Source organism: Bradyrhizobium sp. PUT101 (assembly GCF_052043945.1).
In the GTDB taxonomy this organism is placed as follows: domain Bacteria; phylum Pseudomonadota; class Alphaproteobacteria; order Rhizobiales; family Xanthobacteraceae; genus Bradyrhizobium.
In genome coordinates, this window is record NZ_CP197207.1 from 3,381,340 (window position 1) to 3,408,086 (window position 26,747).

Here is a 26,747-nt window from a genome sequence, read left to right on the forward strand (position 1 = left end):
CTTTTCAGCCTGGCCGCATCTTCCGAAATCGGGGTTTGAGGCCTTACTTCGAGGCCGTCGGAAGCGGCTGCGGATGCTCCGACAGCGAGTTCAGGTAGGCAATGACGTCGGCGCGTTCGGAATCCTTCTGGATGCCGGCAAAGCCCATGGCGGTGCCGGGAATGAAGCCCTTCGGATTGGCGATGAACTTGTTGAGGTCGTCGAACGTCCAGTTGCCGCCCTTGGCTTTCATGGCCGCCGAGAAGTTGAAGCCACCACGGCCCTGGCCTCTTGGCTCGCCGACGACGCCATAGAGGTTCGGACCGACCCGATTCGGGCCGCCCTTCTCGAATGTGTGGCAGGCGCCGCACTTCTTGGCGGCCGCCGCGCCCTTCTCGACGGAGGCGGTCTGGAGCAGCTTCTCGATCGGCTCGGACGGTGCCGCCGCAGCGGCGCCTTCCTTGCCGTGGCCGGCATCTTCCTTTACGGCGATCTCGAAGCCCGGCTTTTCCGGCATCTTAGGGGAGAACAGCGCACTCGCGGTGAAGCTCGTCACCAGCAGAAAGAGGCAGGTGCCGAGCACGGCACCGAGAATCTTGTTGAGTTCGAAAGAGTCCATTTCCGGCCAGGCCCCACCGCAAGAAGGAAACAGCGGCCCAAGCGGCCGCCAGGACGAGCCTCGGGAGAATCAAAGCGTTCCTTATTGTTTCCCCGAGTTTTGCCATTGAGATATCGGTTTGCCCGGGGTCTGGCAACCCGTATAAGCGAGCCGGCTTTCAGCCCGTCCCCACTCCATTTCTCGGCGCGGAAAACGCCCCGTTTCCAGGCTCTTGACCCGATGATCGATCCTCGCATCCTGGTGCTGATCCCGGCCCGCATGGCCGCCACCCGCCTGCCGGGCAAGCCGCTCGCCGATATCGCGGGATTGCCGATGATCGTGCATGTGCTGCGCCGGGCCGAAGCCGCTGCAATCGGCCGGGTCGCGGTAGCAACCGACACGCCGGAGATCGCCTCGGTCGTCACTGCCCATGGCGGCGAGGCCGTGATGACCCGCTCCGAGCACCCGTCGGGCTCCGACCGCATCCACGAGGCCATGCAAAAGCTCGATCCCGAGGGCAAGACCGAGATCGTGATCAATCTCCAGGGCGATTTTCCCACCATCACGCCGGCAACGATCCGCGAGGTGTTGCCGCCGTTCGACGACCCCGCGGTCGATATCGTCACATTGGCCTCGCAGATCCACACCGAGGAGGAGGACCTCGCGCCGAGCGTGGTCAAGGCCATCGGCTCGCCGATCGGGCCGAAGCGGTTGCGGGCACTTTATTTCACGCGTGCCACTGCCCCTTACGGCGACGGACCGCGATACCACCACATCGGCCTTTATGCCTATCGCCGCGCGGCGCTGGAGCGGTTCGTGTCGCTGCCGCCTTCGCCCCTGGAACGCCAGGAGAGCCTGGAACAGTTGCGGGCGATCGAGGCCGGCATGCGCATCGATATCATGATCGTCGACAGCGTCCCCCGCGGCGTCGACACGCCGCCCGATCTCGAAACCGCCCGCAGCATCCTTTCCAAATCCTGAGCCGCTGCTACAAGGCCGAGCAGGAGCACTTCAAGACATGAGCAAGCTGAAAATCGCATTCCAGGGCGAGCCTGGAGCCAATTCCCATATCGCCATCGTCGAGGCCTATCCCGAGGCCGAACCGATGCCCTGCGCCACCTTCGAGGACGCGCTGTCGGCGATCTCGTCGGGCGAAGCCGATCTCGGCATGATCCCGATCGAAAACTCGGTCGCCGGCCGCGTCGCCGACATCCATCACCTTCTGCCGGCCTCCGGCCTCTTCATCATCGGCGAATGGTTCTTGCCGGTCCGGCATCAGCTGATGGCGGTGAAGGGGACCAGGCTCGAAGACATCAAGAGCGTCGAGAGCCATGTTCATGCGCTCGGCCAGTGCCGGCGCATCATCCGCAAGCTGGGCATCAAGCCGATCGTCCACGCCGACACCGCCGGCAGCGCCCGCGACATTTCCGAGCGCAAGGACAAGACCGTGGCCGCGATCGCCTCGCGTCTCGCCGCAAAGATCTACGGCCTCGACATCCTCGCCGAGGATATCGAGGACGAGGCGCACAACACCACCCGCTTCGTAGTGCTGGCACGCGAGCCGAAATGGGCGGCCCAAGGCGCGGGCCCGCTGGTCACCACTTTTGTGTTCCGGGTGCGCAATCTGCCGGCCGCACTCTACAAGGCGCTTGGCGGCTTTGCGACCAACGGCGTCAACATGACCAAGCTCGAGAGCTACATGGTCGACGGCAACTTCTTCGCCACGCAGTTTTATGCCGACGTCGACGGCCATCCCGATGACAAGGGCCTCGCCTTCGCGATCGAAGAGCTGAAATTCTTCTCGCGCGAATTCCGCATCGTCGGCGTATATCCGGGACATCCGTTCCGCGCGACGTTCAGCGAGACGCAGGACTAATCCCGTCATTCCGGGGCACGCGAAGCGTGAACCCGGAATCTCGAGATTCCAGAGTGCGCAATTGCGCACCTGAGCTCGATGCTTCGCGTCGCCGCGGAATGACAATCAACGGCTACGCAGCCGCTCTAAGCCCGAACGCCTCCGCCAGCAGCGAATATGATTTCTTGCGCGCCTCGTGGTCGTACACGGCGGTGATCACCATCAGTTCGTCCGGCTTGCTGGCGTAAATCAGCGGCTGAAGCTTCTTCTGCACAGTCGCGGGGCTGCCGACGAACAGGCGCGAGCGGTTGCGCAAGATCGAGGTGCGCTCGGCGTCCGTATACGGATAGGCCATCGCCTCCTCGACGCTCGGCAGCGGCAGATATTGACCGCGGTCACGGCGCAGCCGGTTGAGGTCAAAGGAAGAGGCGAGCCTTTCGGCCTCCTCGTCGGTATCGGCCGTAATGACGGCGACCGCGAGAATGGCATGCGGACTCGCGCACCAGGCTGAGGGCTGAAAACGATTGCGGTAATGCACCATCGCATCGATCGCGTCGTGGGTGGCGAAATGATGGGCGAAGGCGAAGCCCATGCCGACTTGTGCGGCCAGTTCCGAGGAATAGTCGCTGGAGCCGAGCAGCCAGATCGGCGGCAACCTGGTGTCGTCGGGCATCGCGACGACGTTGTTGTAGGGGTGTCCCGCAGGGAATTCGCGCGTCTCCCACAGAATCAACTCGTGCAGGCGCTCCAGGAAATCGTCGCCCTCGCGCCGGTCGAGCCGGCTGCGCAGCGCGTAGGCCGTCGCACCATCGGTGCCCGGCGCGCGACCGAGACCGAGATCGATCCGGCCGGGAAAGAGCGCCTCCAGCATCTTGAAGCGCTCGGCCACCACCAGCGGCGCGTGGTTGGGCAGCATCACGCCGCCGGAGCCGACGCGGATGTGCTTGGTCACCGCCGCGATCTGCCCGATCATCACATCAGGCGCGGGACTCGCAACGGAGGCCAGGTTGTGATGCTCGGCGAGCCAGTAGCGGACATAGCCGAGCCCGTCGACGTGGCGCGCCAGATCGATGCTGTTGCGCAGCGCCGCGGCGGGCTTGGTGCCCGTGGTGACGACGGAGAGGTCGAGGACTGAGAGCGGGATCATGGCGCGTTAGCGTAATGGATGACGGTGCGGCGGCAATGGCGGGCTGCGCAGGCCTGACGGTACGGACGAGCGGGCCGTCACGAGAGATGCTCGTTGGGCCAAAATACATCTGAAACACGGCATCTTCATACTGCCCACCACTAAAACTGACAAAGCGAAGGCGCAAGAAACCAAGCAAAATCTTATAATATAAACAGATTTAGTCTCTCTGCGACCTTCCCACAACAAAGCGTTATAGCTTACAAATTGAAGGTATCGAACGGATAGTGGGCCATTTCCCATCAATGATGGGCTGTCGACCAACCTGCCTTTGCCCTATCTTAGGCACTCCCAAGCTAGACCCCCGGGCCGGCGGAAATTGGAGTGAGTGGTGCCATGACTGACGTGACGACGCCTGCGACAGCCGACGGGCACCTGAAGCGGTCGGCGATCTCCTTCGAGTTCTTTCCGCCCAAGACCGAGGAGATGGAGCGCAATCTCTGGGACACCATCAAGCGCCTCGCCCCGCTCGAGCCGAAATTCGTCTCGGTGACCTATGGCGCCGGCGGCTCGACCCGCGAGCGCACCCATTCCACCATCGCGCGCATCCTGAAGGAGACCGCGCTGCTGCCGGCGGCGCATCTGACCTGCGTCGGCGCCTCGCGCGGCGAGATCGACGAGATCGTCGACCGCTATCACGAGGTCGGCGTCCGCCACATCGTGGCCTTGCGCGGCGATCCCGTCGGCGGCATCGGCACGCCCTATTCGAGCCATCCCGACGGCTACCAGAGCTCGGCCGACCTCGTCGCGGGAATCAAGAAGCGGCATGGCGACATCGAGGTCTCCGTGTCGGCCTATCCCGAGAAGCACCCCGAGGCGCGCGACTTCGACGCCGACATCGACACGCTCAAGGCCAAGGTCGATGCGGGTGCGACGCGCGCGATCACGCAGGTGTTCTTCGATAACGACCTCTATTTCCGCTATCTCGATCGCGTCCGTGCCCGCGGCATCGACATCCCGATCGTGCCGGGCATCATGCCCATGCACAATTTCAAGCAGGCGCGCAATTTCGTCACCCGCGCCGGCACCACCGTGCCGGACTGGTTCGCCGCGAAATTCGACGGCCTCGATGACGATGCCGAGACGCGTAAGCTGGTGGCCGCAACCGTCGCGGCCGGCCAGGTGCAGAAGCTCGCCAAGCACGGCGTCGACACCTTCCACTTCTACACCATGAACCGCGCCGATCTCGTATTCGCGATCAGCCATTTGCTCGGCATTCGCGCCAAGACCGCCCAGAAGGCTGCGTAAGATCAGATGACCGTACCCGTATCCGCCAAGCGAACCGCCCTCCTCAACGCCGCGCGCGAACGCATTCTCGTGCTCGACGGCGCCATGGGCACGATGATCCAGAACCTCCAGCTCGACGAGGCCGCCTTCCGCGGCGAGCGCTTCAAGACCTTTCATCGCGACCTGCGCGGCAACAACGACCTCCTGATCCTGACCCAGCCGCAGGCCATCGAAGACATCCACGCCGCGTACTTGCGCGCAGGCGCCGACATCGTCGCGACCAACACCTTCTCCACGACCTCGATCGCGCAGGCCGACTACGACCTCGCCGACATCGTCAACGAGATGGCGCGCGAAGGCGCCCGCCTCGCCGGCAATGCCGCGCGGCGCGTCGCCGCCGAAGACGGCAAGCCGCGCTTCGTCGCCGGCGCCATCGGCCCCACCAACCGCACCGCCTCGATCTCGCCCGACGTTTCCAATCCCGGCTACCGCGCCGTTACCTTCGACGACTTACGCAAATCCTATGGCGAGCAGATCCGCGGCTTGCTCGACGGCGGTGTCGATCTGCTGCTGGTCGAGACCATCTTCGACACGCTCAACGCCAAGGCGGCGCTCTATGCGATCGCCGAGATCACGGAAGAACGCGGCATCGACGTGCCCGTGATGGTGTCGGGCACCATCACCGACAAGTCCGGCCGCCTGCTCTCGGGCCAGATGCCGGAGGCGTTCTGGAATTCGGTGCGGCACGCAAAACCCATCACCATCGGCTTCAACTGCGCGCTCGGCGCCGAAGATCTGCGCGCCCATATTGCCGACATCGGCCGCGTCGCCGACACGCTGGTGTGCGCCTACCCCAATGCAGGCTTGCCCAACGAGTTCGGCCAGTATGACGAGACGCCCGAATACATGGCGCGCCTGATCGGCGAGTTCGCCCGCGACGGCCTCGTCAACATCGTCGGTGGCTGCTGCGGCACCACGCCGGACCATATCGCGGCGATCGCAGCCGCCGTCGCCCCGCACAAGCCGCGCATCGTGCCGGAGATCGAACCGCGCCTAAGGCTCTCCGGCCTCGAGCCCTTCGTGCTGACGGACGCGATCCCGTTCGTGAACGTCGGCGAGCGTACCAACGTCACGGGCTCGGCCCGCTTCCGCAAGCTGATCACCGCCGGCGACTACACCGCCGCGCTGCAGGTCGCGCGCGACCAGGTCGAGAACGGCGCGCAGATCATCGACGTCAACATGGACGAGGGCCTGCTCGACTCCGAAGCTGCGATGGTGACCTTCCTCAACCTCGTCGCCGCAGAGCCCGACATCGCCCGCGTCCCCGTCATGGTCGACTCCTCGAAATTCTCGGTGATCGAGGCCGGCCTGAAATGCGTGCAGGGCAAGCCGGTCGTCAACTCGATCTCGATGAAGGAAGGTGAGGACAAGTTCATTCACGAGGCGAAGATCGCCCGCCGCCACGGCGCGGCGGTCGTCGTGATGGCGTTCGACGAGGCCGGCCAGGCCGACACGTTCGCGCGCAAGACCGAGATATGCAAGCGCGCCTACGACATCCTGGTGGGCCGCGTCGGCTTCCCGCCCGAGGACATCATCTTCGATCCGAACATCTTCGCGATCGCGACCGGCATCGAGGAGCACAGCAATTACGGCGTCGACTTCATCGAGGCGACGCGCTGGATCCGGCAGAACCTGCCGGGCGCCCACGTTTCGGGCGGCGTCTCCAACCTGTCGTTCTCGTTCCGCGGCAACGAGCCGGTGCGCGAGGCCATGCATTCGGTGTTCCTGTATCACGCCATCAAGGCCGGCATGGACATGGGCATCGTCAATGCCGGTCAGATGATCGTCTATGACGACATCGATCCCGAACTGCGCCAGACCTGCGAGGACGTCGTCCTCAACCGCGATCCCGGCGCGTCCGAACGCCTGCTGGCGCTGGCGGAGAAATTCCGCGGCAAGAAGACCGAAGGCAAGGAAGCCGATCTCGCCTGGCGCGAATGGCCGGTGGAGAAGCGGCTGTCGCATTCGCTGGTGCACGGCATCACCGAATTCATCGAGCAGGACACTGAAGAGGCCCGCAAGACTTCCTCGCGTCCGCTCGACGTGATCGAGGGACCGCTGATGGCTGGCATGAACGTGGTCGGCGACCTCTTCGGCGACGGCAAGATGTTCCTGCCGCAGGTGGTGAAATCCGCGCGCGTCATGAAGCAGGCCGTTGCTTACCTCATGCCGTTCATGGAGGAAGAGAAGGCGCGCAACCTCGCGAACGGCATCGGCACGGAGGGCTCCTCGTCCGCCGGCAAGATCGTGCTCGCGACGGTCAAGGGCGACGTCCACGACATCGGCAAGAACATCGTCGGCATCGTGCTCCAGTGCAACAATTTCGAGGTCATCGACCTCGGCGTGATGGTGCCGGCGGCCAAGATCGTCGAGACCGTGAAAGCCGAGAAGGCCGACATCGTCGGGCTGTCAGGCCTGATCACGCCCTCGCTCGACGAGATGGCGTTCTTCGCCGGCGAATTGCAGCGCGAAGGCCTCAAGCTGCCGCTCTTGATCGGCGGCGCCACCACGAGCCGCGTGCATACCGCCGTGAAGATCGATCCGAGCTATCGCGCCGGTCCCGTCGTGCACGTCAACGACGCCAGCCGCGCCGTCGGCGTCGCGTCCTCGCTGCTCTCGCCCGAGAAGCGCGAGACCTATGCCGCCGAGGTGCGGGCCGAATACGCCAGGATCTCGGAGGCGCATCTGCGCGCGCAGGCGGACAAGAAGCGGCTGAAGCTCGACGCCGCCCGCGCCAACCGCGTGCCGGTCGACTTCGCCGCCAACAAGCCGGTGAAGCCGACCTTCCTCGGCATCCGCAGCTTCGAAGACTACGATCTCGCCGAGCTGGTCGACTGCATCGACTGGACGCCGTTCTTCCAGACCTGGGAGCTCGCCGGGCGCTTCCCCGCCATCCTCGACGACGCCAAGGTCGGCGAGGTCGCGCGCTCGCTCTATGACGACGCGCGCAAGATGCTCGACACCATCGTCAGGGAGAAATGGTTCCGGGCCCGCGCCACCATCGGCTTCTGGCCGGCGAATGCGCAAGGCGACGACATCGTGCTCTATGCCGACGAAAGCCGGACCAGGCCAATCGCGACGCTGCACACGCTGCGCCAGCAGCTCGAGAAGCGCGAGGGCCGCTTCAACGCCGCGCTCGCCGACTTCATCGCGCCCGCGGGCGTGCCCGACTATATCGGCGGCTTCGTCGTCACCGCCGGCATCGGCGAGGACGCGGTCGCCGACCGCTTCAGAAGCGCCAACGACGACTACTCCTCGATCCTGTGCAAGGCGCTGGCCGACCGCCTCGCCGAGGCCTTCGCCGAGCGCATGCATGCTCGCGTCCGCCGCGAGTTCTGGGCCTATGCGCCGGACGAGGCGCTGTCGACCGAGGAGCTGATCCTGGAGAAGTATCAGGGCATCCGTCCCGCGCCCGGCTATCCCGCCCAGCCCGATCACACCGAGAAGGCGACGCTGTTCGAACTGCTCGACGCCGAGAACACGGCGGGCGTGAAGCTGACCGAGAGCTTTGCGATGTGGCCGGGCTCGTCCGTATCGGGGCTCTATTTCGCGAACCCTGCGAGCTTCTATTTCGGCGTCGGCAAGATCGAGCGCGACCAGGTCGAGGACTACGCGGCGCGCAAGGGCATGACGGTGGCGGAGACCGAACGCTGGCTGGCACCGGTGCTGAACTACATTCCCTCGCAGCAGAGCGCGAGCGACAAGACCTTTGCGGCGACACCCGCGAATGACGAGGCCCCCAAGGACCTCGCCTCGCACCCGCCGGGCTGCACCTGCGCGGTGCACCTCGTCTGGCAGAAGAAGCGCGCGGGGGCGGGTTAGCCGCGTCTCCAAACAAAAACTGCGAAAACAACCCCATGCACAGTAGCAATGGGGTTGAAAAGCTTGAGCAATTTCGGTCTTGCCGAAACGAATTGCGGCGTCGGGCAAAACAGCAGTAATATTCCATCATCGGCTGCTGCGCCGGTCTTAAGCTCGGCCTCGCCACTCGCCGTCATTCCGGGGCGCGCCTTTTGGCGCGAGCCCGGAATCCATTTCTCCGCATCATCCGCCGCACGATGGATTCCGGGCTCGCGCTTCGCGCGCCCCGGAATGACATCGGGATAATCACCCCTTCGGCGGCGCCAGGGGCTGCACGATCTCCTTGAACGGAGCCAGCGCCTCGCAGCGCTCGGCATGGGCCGCAAGCACCGGATAGCGTGCCGCGTCGAACAGCTGCGGGTGTGCCTCGCGGGTGAAGCGGACGACGCAGGCGACTGCGACGTCGGCATGGCCGATGCGGTCGCCCAGCCAGTACGGCGTCGTCACCTTGGCGCGCTCGGCTTCCAGCACGGCGAGCACGTCCGCGATCTGCGCCTGACAGCGCTCGACCCACAGCGCGAGTTGTCAACGTTTCCTTGCGGTATCCTCGACGGCATCATGACAGCGACAATGGACATCACGCGGGAGCGGATTGCGGCGACCGAAGCCGTCATCCGTCCGCATATCAGGCGCACGCCCCTCGTTCAGGCCGATCTCTCCGATTTCGGCCTGCCGGCCGCACCCGTCACCTTCAAGCTCGAGATGCTGCAGCATTCCGGATCGTTCAAGGCGCGCGGCGCCTTCGCCAACCTGCTGCTGCGGCAGGTGCCGCAGGCCGGTGTCGTCGCCGCATCCGGCGGCAATCACGGCGCGGCTGTCGCCTATGCGGCGCAGCGGCTCGGCATTCCCGCCACGATCTTCGTGCCCGACATCACCTCGCCGGCCAAGGCCGAGCGGATCAGGACTTACGGCGCAAAGCTCGTGATCGCGGGCAGCCGCTACGCCGATGCGCTCGCCGCGAGCGAGGCGCATGTCGCCCAGACCGGCGCGCTGGCCGTCCATGCCTACGATCAGGCCGAAACCCTGCTCGGCCAGGGCAGCGTCGGGTTGGAGCTGGAGCAGGATGCGCCCGGCATCGACACGCTGCTGGTGGCGGTCGGCGGCGGCGGGCTGATTGGCGGCATTGCGGCGTGGTACGCCGGCAGGACACGCATCGTCGCGGTCGAGCCGGAGCAATCGCCAACCCTGCACGCCGCGTTCGAGGCAGGCGCTCCGGTCGATGCGCCAGCCGGCGGCATTGCCGCCGACAGCCTTGCGCCGCGGCGCGTCGGCGAATTGATGTTTCCGATCGCACGCGCCCATGTCGAACGCGTCGTCCTCGTCAGCGACGATGCAATCCGGCAGGCGCAGGCCGCCCTGTGGTCGCGCTTGCGCCTGGTGGCCGAGCCCGGCGGCGCGGCTGCCTTTGCCGCGCTGCTGTCCGGCCGCTATCGTCCCTCACCCACCGAGCGCGTCGCGGTTCTGGTCTGCGGCGCCAACACCACAGCGGTGAATTTCGACAGGTGATTGGGAATGGCATGTGGGATCGCGCGGACTGATCCTGATATCGATCCTCTTGCCGATGATCGGCGCCGCCCAAGCCCAGGACCGCCAGATCGACGACCGCCCGATCGGCTTCCTGACGCCGTCGAAGAACATCGCCTGCCAGTTCTTCAGCGATAACGGACAGGGCGTGCTCCGCTGCGACATCATGAACATGGACGCGCGCCCACGCCGGCCCGCCGATTGCGAGCGGGGCGCGCGAAGCGCGAGCTATGATGCGCAATTGCACATCTGGGAATCCATCATGCATCGCCTCCTGCTGACCAATGGATTCCGGGCTCGCGCCAAGTGGCGCGCCCCGGAATGACGGTGGGGAGGCAGCCGTGCACTATTCGATGATCGGCACATGCTTCGCCGCATCGCGCGGCGCTGTGCCGTCGAGGCGTGGATCATCCGCCACCTCGATCTGGCGGCGGAAGGGGCGGAAGCCGGAGCGCTGATAGAAGGCGACGGCCGACGGATGATCGAGCGTGCAGGTGTGGACCCAGACGCGGCGGAGATCGCGCGACCAGGCAAGCTCCAGCGCGCGGTTCATCAGGAAGCGGGCGGCGCCGGTGCCGATCAAGGGTGCGGTGACGCCGAAATAGGTCAGCTCGCACTGGCCGGGCTCGCGGAAGTCCAACTCGAGCAGGCCTTCGTCGCGGCCATCCGCAACCAGTGCGTAGACTTCGACATCAGGTGCGTGGATGACCGCGGCAAGCTCCGTGTCATTCATTCGGGCTCGCGAGAACCACAGCCAGTCTTCGCCGACGCGGCGGAAGATGTCGCGGTACCAATGAAGCGAGGGAGCGTCGACCTTGCGCAGGGTCCAGCCGCCGGGCGGATCGGCGCGGCGCGCGGGAGGTGTGGTCATCTCCAGATGAGTGACGACGGCAGCGATCTTGCCGTTGGGGACGTCGGAATAGCCGTCGGGGAGGATCATGAGATGTGGTCCTTCACTGAAACTACCTTGTTCGGCTCACCCGTTCGCGCAGGGCTATCGCATATGACAGTGGGAGGTTGCCGGATGAGCCGGGCCTGCATGGTTCGAGACGCCCGCTTTGGCGGGCTCCTCACCATGAGGGTCCAATATCTCACCGCAAAACGCGACCTCATCCTGAGGGCCAGCCGCAGGCGGGCGTCTCGAAGGATGGGCCGCAGGCGAACTGCCCGCTACGTTTTTCTTCGTGTATGCGATAGCTGTACCCCCGCTTGCGGGAGAGGCCGACACGCAGGGCGATGCGGGGCATCATCCCGACGCGGCGAGCGAAAACTCTCTCCGCGCGGGGAGCCCTCCGTCATCTTCAATCCCGCCGCGGAGACACCCCCACCCCAGCCCTCCCCCGCAAGCGGGAGAGGGAGCCCAACGTTCGTGCTCGCCTCACGCGAAGGTGGCTGCTTGCTTGTCATTCCCCCTCATCGCTCGCGAGCACGCCTTTCACTGCCCTCGCCCAGCCGGCGAGCTTCCGCTCTCTTGTCGCTTGGCTCATGTTCGGCTTGAAGCGGTGCTCCAATCGCCAATTGTCGGCGAATTTGGTCGGCTCGGGATAGACGCCGGCCTGAAGCCCGGCGAGGTAGGCGGCGCCCAATGCCGTAGTCTCCTGGATCACGGGGCGATCGACGGGGGCATCGAGCAGATCGGCGAGGCGCTGCATGGTCCAGTCCGACGCCGTCATGCCGCCGTCGACGCGGAGCACGACGCTGGCGGTTTCCGAGCTCGGCCAGTCCGCGCGCATCGCGGCCCAGAGATCGAAGGTCTGGTAGCAGACGCTTTCGAGCGCGGCGTGGGCGAGCTCGGCAGGCCCGGTGTTGCGGGTGAGGCCGAACAGCGCGCCGCGCACGCGCGGATTCCAGTAGGGCGCGCCCATGCCGACGAAGGCTGGGACGAGATAGACGCTCTGCATGGAGTCGGACTGGTCGGCGAGCGGGCCGGTCTCGGCGGCGTGCTTGATGATGCCGAGGCCGTCGCGCAGCCATTGCACCGCCGAGCCTGCGACGAAGATCGAGCCTTCGAGCGCATAGGTACGTTTTCCGTCGAGCTGGTAGGCGACGGTGGTGAGCAGCTTGTTCTTCGACACCACGGGAGTCGTGCCGGTGTTGAGCAAGGCAAAACAGCCGGTGCCGTAGGTGGACTTCATCATGCCCGGGCGGAAGCAGGCCTGGCCGATGGTGGCGGCCTGCTGGTCGCCGGCGATGCCGGAGATGGCGATCGGGCCGCCGAACAGGTCGGGCGTGCTCTCGCCGAACCGCGCGGAGGAATCCTTCACCTCGGGCAGCATCGAGCGCGGCACGCCGATGATCTCCAGCAGCTCGTCGTCCCATTGCCCTGTGTGGATGTTGAACAGCAGCGTGCGCGAGGCGTTGGTGGCGTCGGTGGCGTGCACCTTGCCGCCGGTGAGGCGCCAGAGCAGGTAGCAATCGACGGTGCCGAACATCAATTCGCCGCGCGCGGCGCGGGCGCGCGCGCCGGGGACGTGGTCCAGGATCCAGGCGACCTTGGTGCCGGAGAAATAGGGATCGATGATCAGGCCGGTCTTCTGCGAGATCACGGGCTCGCGGCCTTCTGCCTTGAGTTTCGCGCAGATGTCGGCGGTGCGGCGGTCCTGCCAGACGATGGCGCGGTGCACGGCCTGCCCGGTGGCGCGGTCCCACACCACGGTGGTCTCGCGCTGGTTGGTGATGCCGATCGCGGCGATGTCCTTTGCGCCGATGCCGGCCTGCGCGATCGCCTCGCGGCAGACCATCACCGTCGAGGTCCAGATGTCCTCCGGCTCGTGCTCGACCCAGCCCGAGGCCGGAAAGTGCTGCGGGAATTCGGCCTGCGCCTTTGCCGCGATGGAAATATCGCCGCGAAACACGATCGCGCGCGAGGAGGTGGTGCCCTGGTCGATGGCGAGGACGAAAGACATGGCGGCTTACCTTGGCGTTTCCCTGCGGAGGATCATTGTGTCGCGCCAAAGGGGAGCGGATTGGAGGCGGAAGGTCAAGATTGGACTCGCTTACCCTCCCCTGGAGGGGCAGGGCTATCGCATATGACTTTTCGGACGGGCTTGAGCAAGCGCCTCGTCCTTCGAGACGACCGCTTTGCGGTCTCCTCAGGATGAGGCTTCGCCAAAGCGGTGTCCTTTGAAACTGCTGCTGCACACTCCGCCCTCATCCTGAGGGCCCGCCGGAGGCGGGCGTCTCGAAGGATGGCCGCAGGCGAATTTCCCGCCGCGTTTCCTCATATGCGATTGCCCTGCCCCTCCAGGGGAGGGCAAGGGAAGCGCAGCGTCGGTGCAATTGCACGTCGTGAGAGGCCTACACTGCCGCCGTCGTCACGCCGCCGTCGATGACGATGGTCTGGCCGGTCATGAAGCTCGACGCATCGGAGGCGAGATAGGCGACCGCGCCGGCGATCTCCTCGGGCTCGCCGATGCGGCGAAGCGGCGTGGTGGCGGTGCGGCGCTTGAGGTTGGCTTCGTCTTCCCAGAGCGCGCGGGCGAAATCGGTCTTGACGAGGCCGGGCGCGATGCAGTTGACGCGGACGCCTTTCGGGCCCCATTCGCCGGCGAGCGAACGGCACAGCGCGAAGTCGGCGGCTTTCGAGATGCCGTAAGCGCCGATCACGGTGGAGCCGCGCAAGCCGCCGATCGAGGAGATGATGACGACGGAGCCGTTGCCGCGCTCCGCCATCTGCGGGATCGCGAGCGCGGAGAGCCAGATGTTGCTCTTGACGTTCGAACCCATGATCTTGTCGAAGGCTTCATCGGTGATGTCGAGCAGCGGGCCGTAATAGGGATTGACGGCGGCGTTGCAGACGAGGATGTCGATCTTGCCGTAGTGCTTCGTGGCCCCCGCGATCAGCGCCTCGACCTCGCTCTTGCGCGCGACGTTGCAGGGGATGACGGTTGCATCGCCGCCGGACGCGTTGATGCCGTCGGCCACTTCCTTGCAGGCGTCGGCCTTGCGCGAGGAGACCACGACCTTGGCGCCAAGCCTGGCGAGGAGTTCAGCGGAGGAGCGGCCGATGCCGCGGCTGGAGCCGGTGACCACGGCGACCTTGCCGGTGAGATCGAACGGGGTGTTTTTCATGGGGGGCGCCCTCTCTCTTTCGTCATTCCGGGGCGCGCCTCTTGGCGCGAGCCCGGAATCCATTTCACCGCGCACGATGCCGCACGATGGATCCCGGGCTCATCGCTTCGCGATGCCCCGGGATGACAGTCATCGAGTAGCTAGATCAACCCGCCCGCATCGGCGACGCGGCGCTGGTGATATTCGGTGTCGCCGAAGGTGTTCTCGATCATGGTGAGGCGCTTGAAGTAGTGGCCGATCTTCGCCTCCATGGTCATGCCGATGCCGCCGTGGAGCTGGATCGACTGCTGGCCGACGAATTTCAGCGACTTGCCGATCTGAACCTTGGCCGCGGCGATCGCATTCGTGCGCTCCTTCGCGTCCTCGAAATCACCAGCCATGGTCGCGAACATCGACATCGAGCGCGCCTGCTCGGCGGCGACGAACATGTCGGAGGCGCGGTGCTGGAGCGACTGGAACGAGCCGATCGCGACGCCGAACTGCTTGCGCGTCTTGATGTACTCGACCGTGGTCGTGAGCGATTCGTCCATCAGGCCGACCGCCTCGGCGCAGAGCGCGACGCGGGCTTCGTCCACCACGCGCTCGATCAGCGCGAGGGAATCCTCGGGATTGCCCAGCACGGCGTCAGCACCGACCTCGACACCGGTGAAGGTGATGTCGGCGGCGTGCAGGCCGTCCTGGGTCGGATAGCCCTTCCTGGCGACGCCCTTGGCGGTCCCGGGCACCAGGAACACGCCGATGCCGCTTCCGTCACGGCGATCGCCCTTGGTCCGCGCGGTGACGACGAGCGTGTCGGCGTTCTCGCCATTGAGCACGACGAACTTCTCGCCGTCGATGATCCAGCCATCGCCCTTCTTCTTCGCGGTCGTCGAGACGTCGAAGAGATCGTAGCGCGAGTTCTTCTCGAGCTGAGCGAAGGCGAGCGTCTTGCTGCCGTCGATGATGGCGGGCACGTGCGCGGCCTTCTGCGCATCGGTACCGGCATGGCGCAGGAAGCCGCCGCCGATCACGACCGTGGCGAGATAGGGCTCCAGCACCAGCGCCTTGCCGAGCGCCTCCATCACGATCATGGTCTCGACGCCGCCGCCGCCGAAGCCGCCATCGGCCTCTGCGAAGGGCAGGCCGAGCAGGCCCTGCTCGGCGAGCTTGAGCCAGACCGCTTTGCTCCAGCCGCCCTTCTCCTTCATGTATTTCTTGCGCTGCTCGAAATCGTAGGAATCGGTCAGCAGGCCGTCGATGCTTTCCTTGAGAAGCCGCTGCTCCTCGGACAGGTCAAAATCCATTTCTTTGGTTCCTCGTACCCGGACTTATTTGACTTCGTCATTCCGGGATGGCCCGTAGGGCCAGGCCCGGAATCCATTTCGCCTCAGCGTATGCGGCCCGATGGATTCCGGGTTCGCGACTTCGTCGCGCCCCGGAATGACGGTGGAATATTGCCCTCCCCGCCGTCGCGGAGAGGGGGCAGATCACAGCCCCAGCACCGCCTTGGCGATGATGTTGCGCTGGATCTCGTTGGAGCCGCCGTAGATCGAGACCTTGCGGTTGTTGAAGTAGCTCGGCGCGATCTGGGCGGTCCAGTCCATGGCTTCGTTCGAGCCGTCGTCGCCGTGCTCGTCGAAAGGCGCGGCGAACGGGCCGATCACTTCCATCAGGAGCTCGGTGGTGGTCTGCTGGATCTCGGAGCCCTTGATCTTCAGCACCGAGGACGCCGGGTTGGGCTTGCCCTTGCCATGCTTGCCTTCGTCGGCGACGACGCGGAGCTGGGTGAGCTCGAGCGCCTTCAGCTCGATCTCGCACGCCGCGAGCTTCTCGCGGAACGCCGCGTCCTGGATGATCGGCTTGCCGCCGGATTCGACCTTGGACGCGAGCTCCTTGATGCGGCGGATGCGCTCCTTGGAGACGCCGACGCGGGCGATGCCGGTGCGCTCATTGCCGAGCAGGAATTTTGCGTAGTCCCAGCCCTTGTTCTCCTCGCCGATCAGGTTCTCGTAGGGCACCTCGACGTCGTCGAAGAACACCTCGTTGACCTCATGGCCGCCGTCGATGGTCTGGATCGGGCGCACGGTGACGCCCTTCGACTTCATCGAGAACACGATGAAGGAGATGCCCATCTGCTTCTTGGCGTTGTTGTCGGTGCGACAGAGGCAGAAGATCATGTCGGCGTGCTGGGCCAGCGTGGTCCAGGTCTTCTGGCCGTTGATGATCCACTTGTCGCCCTTGCGCTCGGCCTTGGTCTTCAGCGAGGCGAGGTCGGAGCCGGAGCCGGGCTCGGAGAAGCCCTGGCACCACCAATCGTCGACATTGGCGATGCGCGGCAGGTACTTCTTCTTCTGCTCCTCGTTGCCGAAGGTGTAGATGACCGGACCGACCATGCTGACGCCGAAGGCGAGCGGCTGCGGCGCCGGGTGAGCCTGAAGCTCCTCGTTGAAGATGTAGTGCTGCACGGCGGTCCACCCCGTTCCGCCAAATTCCTTCGGCCAATGGCTGACGCCCCAGCCCTTCTTGTTGAGGATGCGCCACCAATTCACCATCTCGTCCTTCGAGAGATGACGGCCCTCGACCATCTTGCGCCGCGTGTCCGGCGGCACGTTGTCGCGGAAGAACTGCCGCACTTCCTCGCGAAACGCCTGCTCTTCCTTCGTAAATGCCAGATCCATCGGATCCTCCTGTGAGCGATCTTGTTCTTACCAAACCCGTCGTCATTCCGGGCTCGCCGCTTCGCGGCGCCCCGGAATGACAGAAACATCTACTGCAGCACCTCGAACAGCCCCGCCGCGCCCATGCCGCCGCCGACGCACATGGTGACGACCGCGTACTTGGCCTTGCGGCGGCGGCCCTCGATCAGGGCGTGGCCGGTGAGGCGCGCGCCCGACATGCCGTAGGGATGGCCGACCGCGATCGCGCCGCCGTCGACATTGATCTTGCCGGGGTCGATGCCGAGCTTGTCGCGGCAATAGAGCACCTGCACCGCGAAGGCTTCGTTGAGCTCCCAGAGGCCGATGTCGTCCACGGTGAGGCCGTGGCGCTTGAGGAGGCGCGGCACCGCGAAGACCGGGCCGATGCCCATCTCGTCCGGCTCGCAGCCGGCGGAGACGAAGCCGCGGAAGATGCCGAGCGGCTTGAGGCCACGCCTGGCGGCTTCCTTGTCGCTCATGATCACGCAGGCGCTGGCGCCGTCGGAGAGCTGGCTGGCGTTGCCGGCGGTGACGGTGAAACCGTCGCCGCGCACGGGCTTGAGGCCGGCGAGGCCTTCAGCGGTGGTCTCGGGGCGCGGGCCTTCGTCCTGCGACAGCGTGACCTCCTTCATCGACACGGCGCCGGTGGCCTTGTCGGTGACGGCCATCTGCGTCGTGATCGGCGCGATCTCCTCCTTGAACTTGCCGCCCTGCTGCGCGGCGGCGGTGCGGCGCTGGCTCTCCAGCGAATATTCGTCCTGGCGTTCGCGCGAGATGCCGTAGCGCTTGGCCACGACTTCCGCGGTGTCGATCATGGGCATGTAGACCTCGCCCTTGATCTTCAGCAGCGCCGGGTCCTGGGCGTGGAAGCCGTTCATCTTGTCGTTCTGCACCAGCGAAATCGACTCGCCGCCGCCGCCGACCGCGATCTCGACGCCGTCGAAGAGCACCGAACGGGCGGCCAGCGCGATGGCTTGAAGACCGGAGGCGCATTGCCGGTCGATGGTGGTGCCGGCGACGGTGACGGGAAGGCCGGCGCGCAGCAGCGCCTTGCGCGCGATGTTGCCGCCGGTCGCGCCCTGCTGGAGGGCGGCGCCCATCACGACGTCCTCGACCTCCTTCGGGTCGACCTTGGCGCGCGCGACGGCCTCGCCGATGGCGTGGCCGAGCAGGGTTGCGCCCTCGGTGGCGTTGAGCGCGCCGCGATAGGCCTTTCCGATCGGGGTGCGGGCGGTGGAAACGATGACGGCGTCGGTCAAGAACGGACTCCTGATGCGGTTTTGGTGGATTGTGACGGTTTCTGCTGCTGGCGCAATTCGTGGCGCGACAATTTCCCGACCGGCGTGCGCGGCAGATCGTCGACGAACTCGACCTCGGCCGGCAGTTCGTGCTTGCCGAGCTTCCCAGTGAGCTGCGCGCGCAGCTCGTCGAGCGAGAACGGCTTTGCGCCGGGCTTCAGCTTGATGAAGGCTTTTGCGGCCTCGCCGCGATACTGATCGCGAATGCCGAGCACGATCACCTCGTGCACGCCGGGGATGGTGTAGATCGCCTGCTCGATCATCTGCGGATAGACGTTGAAGCCGCCGGAGATGATCATGTCCTTCTTGCGGTCGACCAGGAAGAAATAGCCGTCGGTGTCGACATAGCCGATGTCGCCGGTGAGAAAGCGGCCGTCGGCGAAGGACTCCGCCGATTCCTTCGGCTTGTTCCAGTAACCCCTGGTGACGTTCGGGCCCTTGATGCGGATTTCGCCGACTTCGCCGGCCGGCAGCACTTTTGTCGGATCGTCGAGCGCAACGACGTCGAGCTCGATGCCGGGCAGCGTCAGGCCGATCGAGCCGGGCTTGTCCGGCCCCGTAGGCGGATGGCCGGTGCCGGGCGAGCACGTCTCGGTCATGCCCCAGCCGCTGCGCAGCTTCTTGCCGACCTTGCGCTCGAAGAAGCTCGCGATCTCGACCGGCAGCGGCGCGCCGCCGGAGCCGATGGTGGCGAGCGAGGAAAAGTCGCGCTTGTCGAGATCGGGCAGCGCGGCGATCGCGATCCACATCGTCGGCACGCCCGGAAAGTATGTCGCGCGCTTGACCTCGATGTCGCGCATCACCGCCTCGACGTCGAAGCGCTGGTGCAGCGAGATCAGGTTGCCGCGCCTGAGCGAGGACAAAAGCACGACGGTGAGCGCGTAGATGTGGAACAGCGGCAGCACGCAGATCACGCGCTCGATGGCATCGCCACGCGCGACACGCCCCGGCTTGCCCCAGACGTCGTAGATCGACACCGCAGAGGTGAGATTGCCGTGGGTCAGCATGGCGCCCTTGGGCAGGCCGGTGGTGCCGCCGGTATATTGCAGCAGCGCGACGTCGTCGGGCGTCACGGAAGGCCATTGCGCCGGCACGGTGGCCCCCTCGACGAAGGTCTTGAAGGTCACGATGCGGGGATCGTTGGGGATCGCCGCCTGCGGCGTGCCGACCTTGCCCCAATGATCGTCCTCGCAGACGACCAGGCGGTCGATCAGCCCCTTCTCCAGAAATTTCAGCGCGGTCGGCAGCAATGCCTGGAGGTTCGAGGTGACGAGCAGGCGCGAGCCGGAGTCGGAGACCTTGTGCGTCAGCGCGATCTCGCCGTCGAGCGGGGACAGATGCGCAACGCGGCTACCTGCCTTCAGCGCGCCGAAGAAGTTGACGGGGTGGTCCGGCGTGTTGCCGAGGAACAGCGCGACGGAAGAGCTCTTGCCGCAGCCTGCGCGCAGGAACGCCGCCGCCGCGCGCTCGGCCTGAGCTGCGAGCTCGGTGTAGCTGATCGGACGGTCCCGGAATTCCAACGCGGTGCGCGGGCCGTACTCGGCCGCGGCCTTCGCCAGCAGGTCGGGCAGCGTGCCCTGGACGATGGTATCGTCCCAACGCACGCCCTCGGGGTAAAACTGTTCGCCGGGATGGGTCATGAATGGTCTTGATTGCGGTGAGGCGGGCAAACTGCCCAGGCTCCCTTCCCCCTTGTGGGGAAGGGTTGGGGAAGGGGGTGGCCACAAACGCTGGTGCCCGGGGCTACCCCCCTCCCTGCCCCTCCCCCACAAGGGGGGAGGGAACGGAGAGAGCGTTGCCCGGAGCGAGACATCGCGGCCACGGCGCCCTTGATCACGCCGCTTTCGACGCCGCGAGCGAGGCGAACGTCTTGCCTTCGGCCGCGAGCTTCTTCAGCAGCGGTGCGGGCTCGAGGCTCGGGTCGTTGGTCTCCCTGGCGTAGAAGGACAGGCGATCGGCGATATGCTTGAGGCCGACGGTGTCGGCCCAGTACATCGGGCCGCCACGGTAGATCGGCCAGCCATAGCCGTAGAGCCAGACCACGTCGATGTCCGAGGGACGCGCCGCGATGCCCTCCTCGAGGATCTTCGCGCCCTCGTTGATCATCGGATACATCATGCGCTCGAGGATCTCCTCGTCGCTGACGACGCGCTTCTTGCGGCCGAGGCGCAGCAGCGTCTCGTCGATCAGCTTCTCGACCTCGGGATCGGGCAGCGGGGCGCGCGAGCCGGCTTCATACTTGTAGTAGCCCTTGCCGGTCTTCTGGCCGAAGCGGCCGGCCTCGCACAGCGCGTCCGCGATCTCCGACTTGATGCCGCGGTCCTTCCGCGAACGCCAGCCGATGTCGAGGCCGGCGAGGTCGCCCATCGCGAACGGACCCATCGGCATGCCGAACTTGGTGACGACGGCATCGACCTGCTGCGGCAAGGCGCCTTCGAACAGCAGCTTCTCGGACTGCTTGCCGCGCTGGGCGAGCATGCGGTTGCCGACGAAGCCGTCGCAGACGCCGACCACGGCCGGCACTTTTGCAATCTTGCGCGCGATCGTGACAGCGGTCACGAGAGCGTCCGGCGCGGTCTTGTCGGCACGCACGATCTCGCACAGCTTCATGACGTTGGCCGGCGAGAAGAAGTGCATGCCGAGCACGTCCTGCGGACGCTTGGTCGACTTCGCGATCTCGTCGATGTTCAGGTACGAGGTGTTGGAGGCGAGCACCGCGCCGGGCTTGGCGTACTGGTCGAGCTTGCCGAACACTTCCTTCTTCACCGCCATGGTCTCGAACACGGCCTCGATGACGAGGTCGGCGTCGCCGACATTCTCGATGCCGACCTTGCCGTCGATCAGCGCCATGCGCTTGGCGGGCGCGTCCGCCGGGATGCCGCCGCGCGCCGCGGTCGCTTCCCAGTTCTTCTGCATGACGCCCATGCCGCGCTTGAGCTGCTCGTCGGCGGTCTCGATCAGGGTGACGGGAATGCCGGCATTGGCGAACGACATCGCGATGCCGCCGCCCATGGTGCCGGCGCCGAGAATGGCGACGCGGTTCACGGGCCGCGGCTTGGTGCCTTCGGGGACACCCGCGATCTTGGCGGCTTCGCGCTCGGCGAAGAACGCATAGCGCTGCGCCTTGGACTGGTCGCTGGCGACGAGCTTCAGGAAGCCCTCGCGCTCCTTCTTCAAACCTTCGTCGAAGGGTAGGTCAATGGCGTAGCCGACTGCGTCGGCCGCCGCGAACGGCGCCTCCAGGCCGCGCGACTTCTTGGTCATGGCGGCGACGGCATTGGTGAAGATCGAGCGGTCGGCCTTGGCGGCCGCGATCTTGGAATCGTCGTCGCGCAGGCGGCGCAGCGGGCGCTTCTCGGCCAGCAGCTTGCGCACGAAGGCTTCGCCGCCCGAGGCCGGGCCTACGACGATCTCTTCGATCAGGCCGTTCTTCAGCGCCTCCGCCGCACCGATCGGGTCGCCGCCGACGATCATCTTGACTGCGAGTTCCGGCCCGACCGCGCGGGGCAGGCGCTGGGTGCCGCCGGCGCCGGGCAGGAGACCGAGCTTCACCTCGGGCAGGCCGAGCCTGGCCTCTTTCACCGCCACGCGGAAATGACAGGCGAGCGCGACCTCGAGGCCGCCGCCGAGCGCGGTGCCGTGGATCGCGGCAACGACCGGTTTCGGCGAATTCTCGATCTCGGACAGCACGTCGTTGAGGGCCGGCGGCTTTGGCGGCTTGCCGAATTCGGTGATGTCGGCCCCGGCGATGAAGGTGCGGCCGGCGCAGGTCAGCACGATACCCTTGATGGCGGGATCGGCGATTGCGGCCTTGATGCATTCCAGAATGCCGCCGCGGACTGCGGCACTCAGCGCATTGACCGGAGGACTGTTGACCGTGACGATCCCGATTTCGTCATGACGCTCAAGCTTGACCACTTCGCTCACGGTGTCCCTCCTTGGTGGGGATTTACTTTTGTTCGATTTCGCGGTGCGGAATTTAATTCCGCATCTTGACGGCAGGGTTATTTTGAAGCACGGACGTTGTCAACGACTCCGCGCAAGAAGCAGATCAGGGATGAAGCGTACAGGAAAGAAGACTGCGACCGATCGGAATTTCGTCGTCGCGCTTTCCCGCGGACTGGATGTATTGCGCGCGTTCCACCCCAATGACGGCCTTCTCGGCAATCAGGAGATTGCGGCCCGCACCAATCTGCCCAAGCCCACCGTGTCGCGGCTGACCTACACGTTGACCAAGCTTGGCTATCTGACGCCGGTTCCCCGCTTCGAGAAGTACCAGCTCGCCCCCGCAGCGATGGCGCTCGGTTACGCTGCGTTGGCCAATCTGGGCGTTCGGCATTTGTCGGAGCCGTTCCGGGAGGAAGTGATGCGCGCGACCGGCGGTGCCGTCGCCGTCGGCGGCCGCGACCGTCACAGCATGATCTATTTCGGGCAGAGCCGCGGCAGCGAGACGGTCGGCGTTCAACTTGACGTCGGCGCCCGCGTGCCGATTGCAACCAGTGCGATGGGTCGCGCCTATTTCTGGGCGCTCGACGACGAGGGTCGCGCTGAAGTGTCGCGCATTCTGCGCGAACATTACGGCAGCCGCTGGCCGAAGATGCGCGACGGATTGGAGCGTTCCGGCGAGACCGTGGCGAAATACGGCTTTGCGATATCCGTCGGCGACTGGCACGACGACATCGGTGCCGCCGGCGTCGCGCTCAAGCTCAACGACGGAACCGGACCTTACGCATTCAATTGCGGCGCGCCGGCATTCCGTTTCACGGAAGAGCGTTTGATCAACGACATTGGACCGCGTCTGCTTGCGATGGTAAGGAACATCGAAGCGGCGCTCGGGGGTCTGATGCCGCACTCAAAAAAAGACGTCAGCAAAAAGCTGAAATCAGGAGGAAAAGTTGCACGTGTGGCCGAGGGGTTCAGATAGCTTTTGTCATCATCGGGAGCGGTTCGCATCGCCCCATCGCTCACCGAACGACGTGAGCGAGACGAGATGACGCAGGCACAGCTCGCGCGGGGGACATCGCCCCTGCTCGCAGTTCGCGACGTCAGCGTCGTGTTCGGCGGCATCGTCGCGCTCAACGGCGTGTCCTTCGACATGCACAAGGGCCAGATCCTCGGATTGATCGGCCCCAACGGCGCCGGCAAGACCACGCTCTTCAACTGCCTCTCGCGGCTGTATCAGCCGTCGTCCGGCGACATCCTGATGGATGGCGTCAGCATCCTCTCGCGGCCGCCGCATCGGATCGCCGAGATCGGTATCGGCCGCACCTTCCAGAACGTGGCGCTGTTCCCGAACTTGTCGGTGATGGACAACGTCCGCGTCGGCGCGCATTCGAAGACCTCCAGCGACATCATCAGCGACTCCCTGCGCCTGGCCTGGGTCCGGCGCAGCGAGACTGACGTCAACAGGAAGGTGCATGAGATCCTCGCCTATCTGAACCTCGAGGACGTCGCCCACACCGTCGTCTCCGGCCTGCCCTTCGGCACGCAGAAGCGGGTCGAGCTGGCGCGCGCGCTGGCGGCCGATCCGAAGATCCTGCTGCTCGACGAGCCCGCCGGCGGCCTCAATCATGAGGAGGTCTACGTGCTCGGCGACCTCATCCGCAAAATCCGCGACGAGCGCCACATGACGGTGCTCCTGGTCGAGCATCACATGGGACTCGTGATGTCGATCGCCGATCACGTCGTCGCGCTGAATTTCGGCAAGAAGCTCGCGGAAGGCACCCCTGCCCAGGTGCAGGCGGACCCCGACGTCATCAAGGCGTATCTCGGGAGCAAAGACCAATGACGACACTGCTCAACGTCAAGGACCTGCGCGCCTATTACGGCCAGGTCCAGGCGCTCCATGGCCTGTCCTTCTCGCTCAACGAGGGCTCCCTCACGACGCTGCTCGGGGCCAACGGCGCCGGCAAGACCACCACGCTGCGCGCGATCTGCAACATGGTGCGCTCCACTGGCGGCATCGAGTTCGACGGCAAGCCGCTGAACAACCGCTCCACCGAGAGCATCGTGCGGTTCGGCATCGCCCATGTGCCGCAGGGCCGCGGCACCTTCACCACCATGACGGTGGAGGAAAATCTCCAGCTCGGAGCCATTACCCGCAAGGACAGTGCCGGCATCGTCTCCGACATCGAGCGCATGTATGCGCATTTCCCGGTCCTGAAGCAGCGGCACACCCAGCAGGCCGGCACGCTGTCCGGCGGCGAGCAGCAGATGCTCGCGGTCGCCCGTGCCCTGATGCTGCGGCCGCGGCTGATGCTGCTGGACGAGCCCTCCTTCGGCCTTGCGCCGCTGGTGGTGCGCGATCTGTTCGGCATCCTCGGCAAGATCAATCGCGAGGACAAGGTGTCGATCCTGGTGGTCGAGCAGAACGCCCAGCTCGCGCTCGAGCTCGCCGATCAGGCCTATGTGATCGAGACCGGCCGCATCGTGATGTCGGGCAACGCCAAGGACATCGCGAACAACGAAGAAATCCGCAAATCCTATCTGGGTTACTGAGGGAGCCGGGACAAATGGAGCTTTTCACCAACCAGGTCCTGGCTGGAATCGCCACCGGCGCCATTTACGCCTGCATGGCGCTGGCCGTGGTGATGATCTACCAGGCCATCGACCATCTCAACTTCGCGCAAGGCGAGATGGCCATGTTTGCGACTTTCGTCTCATGGCAGCTGATGCAGTGGGGCGTGCCCTATTGGGCTGCGTTCGTGATCACGCTGGTCTTCGCCTTCGTCGGCGGCGTCGCGATCGAGCGCATCCTGTTCAAGCCGCTCGCCAAGGCGCCGGTGCTGACCAATGTCGCCGGCTTCATCGCCCTGTTCGCGATCATCAACTCCTCAGCCGGCTTGATCTGGGATTTCACCATCAAGCAATACCCGACCCCGTTCGGCTCCTCGCCGTTCCTCGGCAGCCAGCTGATCTCGACCCACCAAGCCGGCATGATCGGCGTCACGGTGCTGCTGCTGGTCGGGCTCTACTTCTTCTTCCAGTACACGCGGATCGGCCTCGCCATGCGGGCCGCCGCCTCGGTGCCTGAATCCGCCCGCCTCGTCGGCATCAACACCTCCTGGATGATCGCGCTCGGCTGGGGCATGGCCTCGGCGATCGGCGCCATCGCCGGCATGCTGATCGCTCCGGTCGTGTTCCTGGAGCCCAACATGATGGGCGGCGTACTGATCTACGGTTTTGCAGCCGCCGTGCTCGGCGGATTGACCAGCCCGTTCGGCGCCGTCGTCGGCGGCTTCCTCATGGGCATCTTCGAGAACCTCGCCGGCACCTACATCCCCGGCGTTGGCAACGAGCTGAAACTCCCGATCGCGCTCGCGCTGATCATCTCCGTCCTGGTCGTCAAACCCGCTGGCCTGTTCGGCCGGCATATCGTCAAGCGAGTTTGATCATGAGCGCAGCAGAAGAAGTCGTTGCCGAAGGCCACGAGGCGGTCGAGGCCGTTCCGAAGCGGGCCATGACGCTGGGCACCGGCACCTCGCTGGTGGTGCTGGTGGCGCTGTTGATCGTGCCGGTGTTCGTCAAGAACTTCGTCATCTTCCAGATGACGATGCTCCTGATCTACGGGCTGGCGGTGCTGGCGCTGAACATCCTGACCGGCGGCTCCGGCCAGTTCTCGCTCGGCCAGAGCGCCTTCTACGCCGTCGGCGCCTATACGTCGGCGGTGCTGATGGAGTACTTCAATGTCAACTATGCGCTGACAATTCCGATTTCCGCCACGGTCTGCTTCGGCTTCGGCTACCTGTTCGGCAAGCCAGCGCTGCGGCTGTCGGGCGTCTATCTCGCGCTAGCGACCTTCGCGCTCGCCACCGCGATGCCGCAGCTGTTGAAGCTGAACTTCCTCGAGCACTGGACCGGCGGCGTCCAGGGCCTCGTCGTCACCAAGCCGGACGCGCCGTTCGGCCTGCCGATGTCGCAGGACATGTGGCTGTACTACTTCACGCTCGCCGTGACGGTCGCGATCTACATCTTCTCGGTGAACCTGCTGCGCTCCCGCTCGGGCCGCGCCTTCATGGCGATCCGCGACAACGAGATCGCGGCCTCCTCGATGGGCGTCAACGTCGCGCTCTACAAGACGCTGGCTTTCGGAGTGTCCGCCGGCATCACCGGCGTTGCCGGCTCGCTCGGCGCCATCGCCGTGCAATTCGTCGCGCCCGACAGCTACACCATCACGCTCGCGATCTCGCTGTTCCTCGGCATGGTCGTCGGCGGCGTCGGCTGGCTGCCCGGCTCGTTCGTCGGAGCGGCCTTCATCATCTTCGTGCCGAACATGGCGGAAAGCATCTCCAAGGGGCTCTCCGGCGCGGTGTTCGGCGTGCTGTTGTTCCTCGTCATCTACCTCGTGCCGCATGGCGCGAGGCAGGTCGCGATCCTGGGCCAGCAACTCGTCGGCAAGCTCAGGAAGAACTGA

General features: G+C 65.5%; 21 protein-coding genes and 1 pseudogene. 11 read left to right on the forward strand and 11 right to left on the reverse strand.

The features are described from left to right. Positions 1–43: 43 nt before the first annotated feature. Positions 44–598, reverse strand: a complete 555-nt coding sequence (locus tag ACSHT2_RS16625; protein WP_319328907.1) for a c-type cytochrome — start codon at positions 596–598, stop codon at positions 44–46. 219 nt (positions 599–817) lie between these two features. Here ACSHT2_RS16625 and ACSHT2_RS16630 point away from each other — a divergent pair, with 219 nt between their 5' ends. Beyond that, positions 818–1,558 carry a 3-deoxy-manno-octulosonate cytidylyltransferase gene (locus tag ACSHT2_RS16630; protein WP_440642499.1) on the forward strand — a complete coding sequence of 247 codons (741 nt, stop codon included), beginning with the start codon at positions 818–820 and terminating at the stop codon, positions 1,556–1,558. A 37-nt stretch (positions 1,559–1,595) separates the two neighbouring features. Further along, positions 1,596–2,453, forward strand: a complete 858-nt coding sequence (locus ACSHT2_RS16635) for a prephenate dehydratase (protein WP_440642500.1) — start codon at positions 1,596–1,598, stop codon at positions 2,451–2,453. A 112-nt stretch (positions 2,454–2,565) separates the two neighbouring features. Here ACSHT2_RS16635 and ACSHT2_RS16640 read toward each other — a convergent pair whose 3' ends face one another. Then, positions 2,566–3,579: an LLM class flavin-dependent oxidoreductase gene (locus tag ACSHT2_RS16640; protein WP_440642501.1), complete on the reverse strand. Its 1,014-nt coding sequence runs from the start codon at positions 3,577–3,579 to the stop codon at positions 2,566–2,568. A gap of 375 nt (positions 3,580–3,954) precedes the next feature. Between ACSHT2_RS16640 and metF the strand changes: the two genes are divergently transcribed. Further along, positions 3,955–4,866 (forward strand): methylenetetrahydrofolate reductase [NAD(P)H], encoded by a 912-nt coding sequence (gene metF / locus ACSHT2_RS16645; RefSeq protein ID WP_440642502.1) that lies wholly within the window; start codon positions 3,955–3,957, stop codon positions 4,864–4,866. A gap of 6 nt (positions 4,867–4,872) precedes the next feature. Then, the gene (metH, locus tag ACSHT2_RS16650) at positions 4,873–8,727 is read left to right on the forward strand and encodes a methionine synthase (protein ID WP_440642503.1); all 3,855 of its coding nucleotides are present in this window, start codon (positions 4,873–4,875) and stop codon (positions 8,725–8,727) included. A 285-nt stretch (positions 8,728–9,012) separates the two neighbouring features. On the opposite strand, the pseudogene ACSHT2_RS16655 reads toward metH, so the two are convergent. Further along, positions 9,013–9,291 (reverse strand): annotated as a pseudogene (locus ACSHT2_RS16655) (glutathione S-transferase C-terminal domain-containing protein); the annotation flags it as partial. A 33-nt stretch (positions 9,292–9,324) separates the two neighbouring features. Here ACSHT2_RS16655 and ACSHT2_RS16660 point away from each other — a divergent pair. After that, positions 9,325–10,272, forward strand: a complete 948-nt coding sequence (locus ACSHT2_RS16660) for a threonine/serine dehydratase (RefSeq protein WP_440642505.1) — start codon at positions 9,325–9,327, stop codon at positions 10,270–10,272. Positions 10,273–10,285: 13 nt separating this feature from the next. After that, on the forward strand, positions 10,286–10,615 hold the full coding sequence (locus tag ACSHT2_RS16665; protein ID WP_440642506.1) for a hypothetical protein: 330 nt from the start codon (positions 10,286–10,288) through the stop codon (positions 10,613–10,615). Between the two features lie 21 nt (positions 10,616–10,636). Here ACSHT2_RS16665 and ACSHT2_RS16670 read toward each other — a convergent pair whose 3' ends face one another. From ACSHT2_RS16670 to ACSHT2_RS16705, 8 genes are all read right to left on the reverse strand, one after another. After that, a complete protein-coding gene (locus ACSHT2_RS16670; RefSeq protein WP_440642508.1) occupies positions 10,637–11,230 on the reverse strand; it encodes a GNAT family N-acetyltransferase in 594 nt (197 codons plus the stop codon). 463 nt (positions 11,231–11,693) lie between these two features. Further along, positions 11,694–13,196 (reverse strand): glycerol kinase GlpK, encoded by a 1,503-nt coding sequence (gene glpK / locus ACSHT2_RS16675; protein ID WP_440642509.1) that lies wholly within the window; start codon positions 13,194–13,196, stop codon positions 11,694–11,696. A gap of 391 nt (positions 13,197–13,587) precedes the next feature. Continuing rightward, positions 13,588–14,361: an SDR family NAD(P)-dependent oxidoreductase gene (locus tag ACSHT2_RS16680; RefSeq protein WP_440642511.1), complete on the reverse strand. Its 774-nt coding sequence runs from the start codon at positions 14,359–14,361 to the stop codon at positions 13,588–13,590. Positions 14,362–14,501: 140 nt separating this feature from the next. Beyond that, a complete protein-coding gene (pimD, locus tag ACSHT2_RS16685) occupies positions 14,502–15,644 on the reverse strand; it encodes a pimeloyl-CoA dehydrogenase small subunit (protein WP_440642513.1) in 1,143 nt (380 codons plus the stop codon). 183 nt (positions 15,645–15,827) lie between these two features. Continuing rightward, entirely contained in the window at positions 15,828–17,018 is a 1,191-nt protein-coding gene (gene pimC / locus ACSHT2_RS16690) for a pimeloyl-CoA dehydrogenase large subunit (RefSeq protein ID WP_440642514.1), read from the reverse strand. An 89-nt stretch (positions 17,019–17,107) separates the two neighbouring features. Further along, complete coding sequence (locus tag ACSHT2_RS16695) at positions 17,108–18,295, reverse strand: acetyl-CoA C-acyltransferase (protein ID WP_440642515.1); 1,188 nt, start codon at positions 18,293–18,295, stop codon at positions 17,108–17,110. Then, positions 18,292–19,974 carry a dicarboxylate--CoA ligase PimA gene (gene pimA, locus ACSHT2_RS16700; protein WP_440642516.1) on the reverse strand — a complete coding sequence of 561 codons (1,683 nt, stop codon included), beginning with the start codon at positions 19,972–19,974 and terminating at the stop codon, positions 18,292–18,294. Before pimA ends, ACSHT2_RS16695 begins: the two co-directional genes overlap by 4 nt. 193 nt (positions 19,975–20,167) lie before the next feature. After that, positions 20,168–22,261, reverse strand: a complete 2,094-nt coding sequence (locus tag ACSHT2_RS16705; RefSeq protein ID WP_440642517.1) for a 3-hydroxyacyl-CoA dehydrogenase NAD-binding domain-containing protein — start codon at positions 22,259–22,261, stop codon at positions 20,168–20,170. Between the two features lie 130 nt (positions 22,262–22,391). On the opposite strand from ACSHT2_RS16705, the gene ACSHT2_RS16710 reads away from it, so the two are divergent. From ACSHT2_RS16710 to ACSHT2_RS16730, 5 genes are all read left to right on the forward strand, one after another. Next, positions 22,392–23,258, forward strand: a complete 867-nt coding sequence (locus tag ACSHT2_RS16710; RefSeq protein WP_319329105.1) for an IclR family transcriptional regulator — start codon at positions 22,392–22,394, stop codon at positions 23,256–23,258. Positions 23,259–23,324: 66 nt separating this feature from the next. Then, a complete protein-coding gene (locus ACSHT2_RS16715) occupies positions 23,325–24,122 on the forward strand; it encodes an ABC transporter ATP-binding protein (protein WP_440642518.1) in 798 nt (265 codons plus the stop codon). Next, positions 24,119–24,832, forward strand: a complete 714-nt coding sequence (locus ACSHT2_RS16720) for an ABC transporter ATP-binding protein (RefSeq protein WP_008135694.1) — start codon at positions 24,119–24,121, stop codon at positions 24,830–24,832. Before ACSHT2_RS16715 ends, ACSHT2_RS16720 begins: the two co-directional genes overlap by 4 nt. Before the next feature lie 14 nt (positions 24,833–24,846). Next, positions 24,847–25,725, forward strand: coding sequence for a branched-chain amino acid ABC transporter permease (locus ACSHT2_RS16725; RefSeq protein WP_440642519.1), 879 nt, complete (start codon positions 24,847–24,849; stop codon positions 25,723–25,725). Between the two features lie 2 nt (positions 25,726–25,727). After that, positions 25,728–26,747, forward strand: coding sequence for a branched-chain amino acid ABC transporter permease (locus tag ACSHT2_RS16730; protein WP_440642520.1), 1,020 nt, complete (start codon positions 25,728–25,730; stop codon positions 26,745–26,747).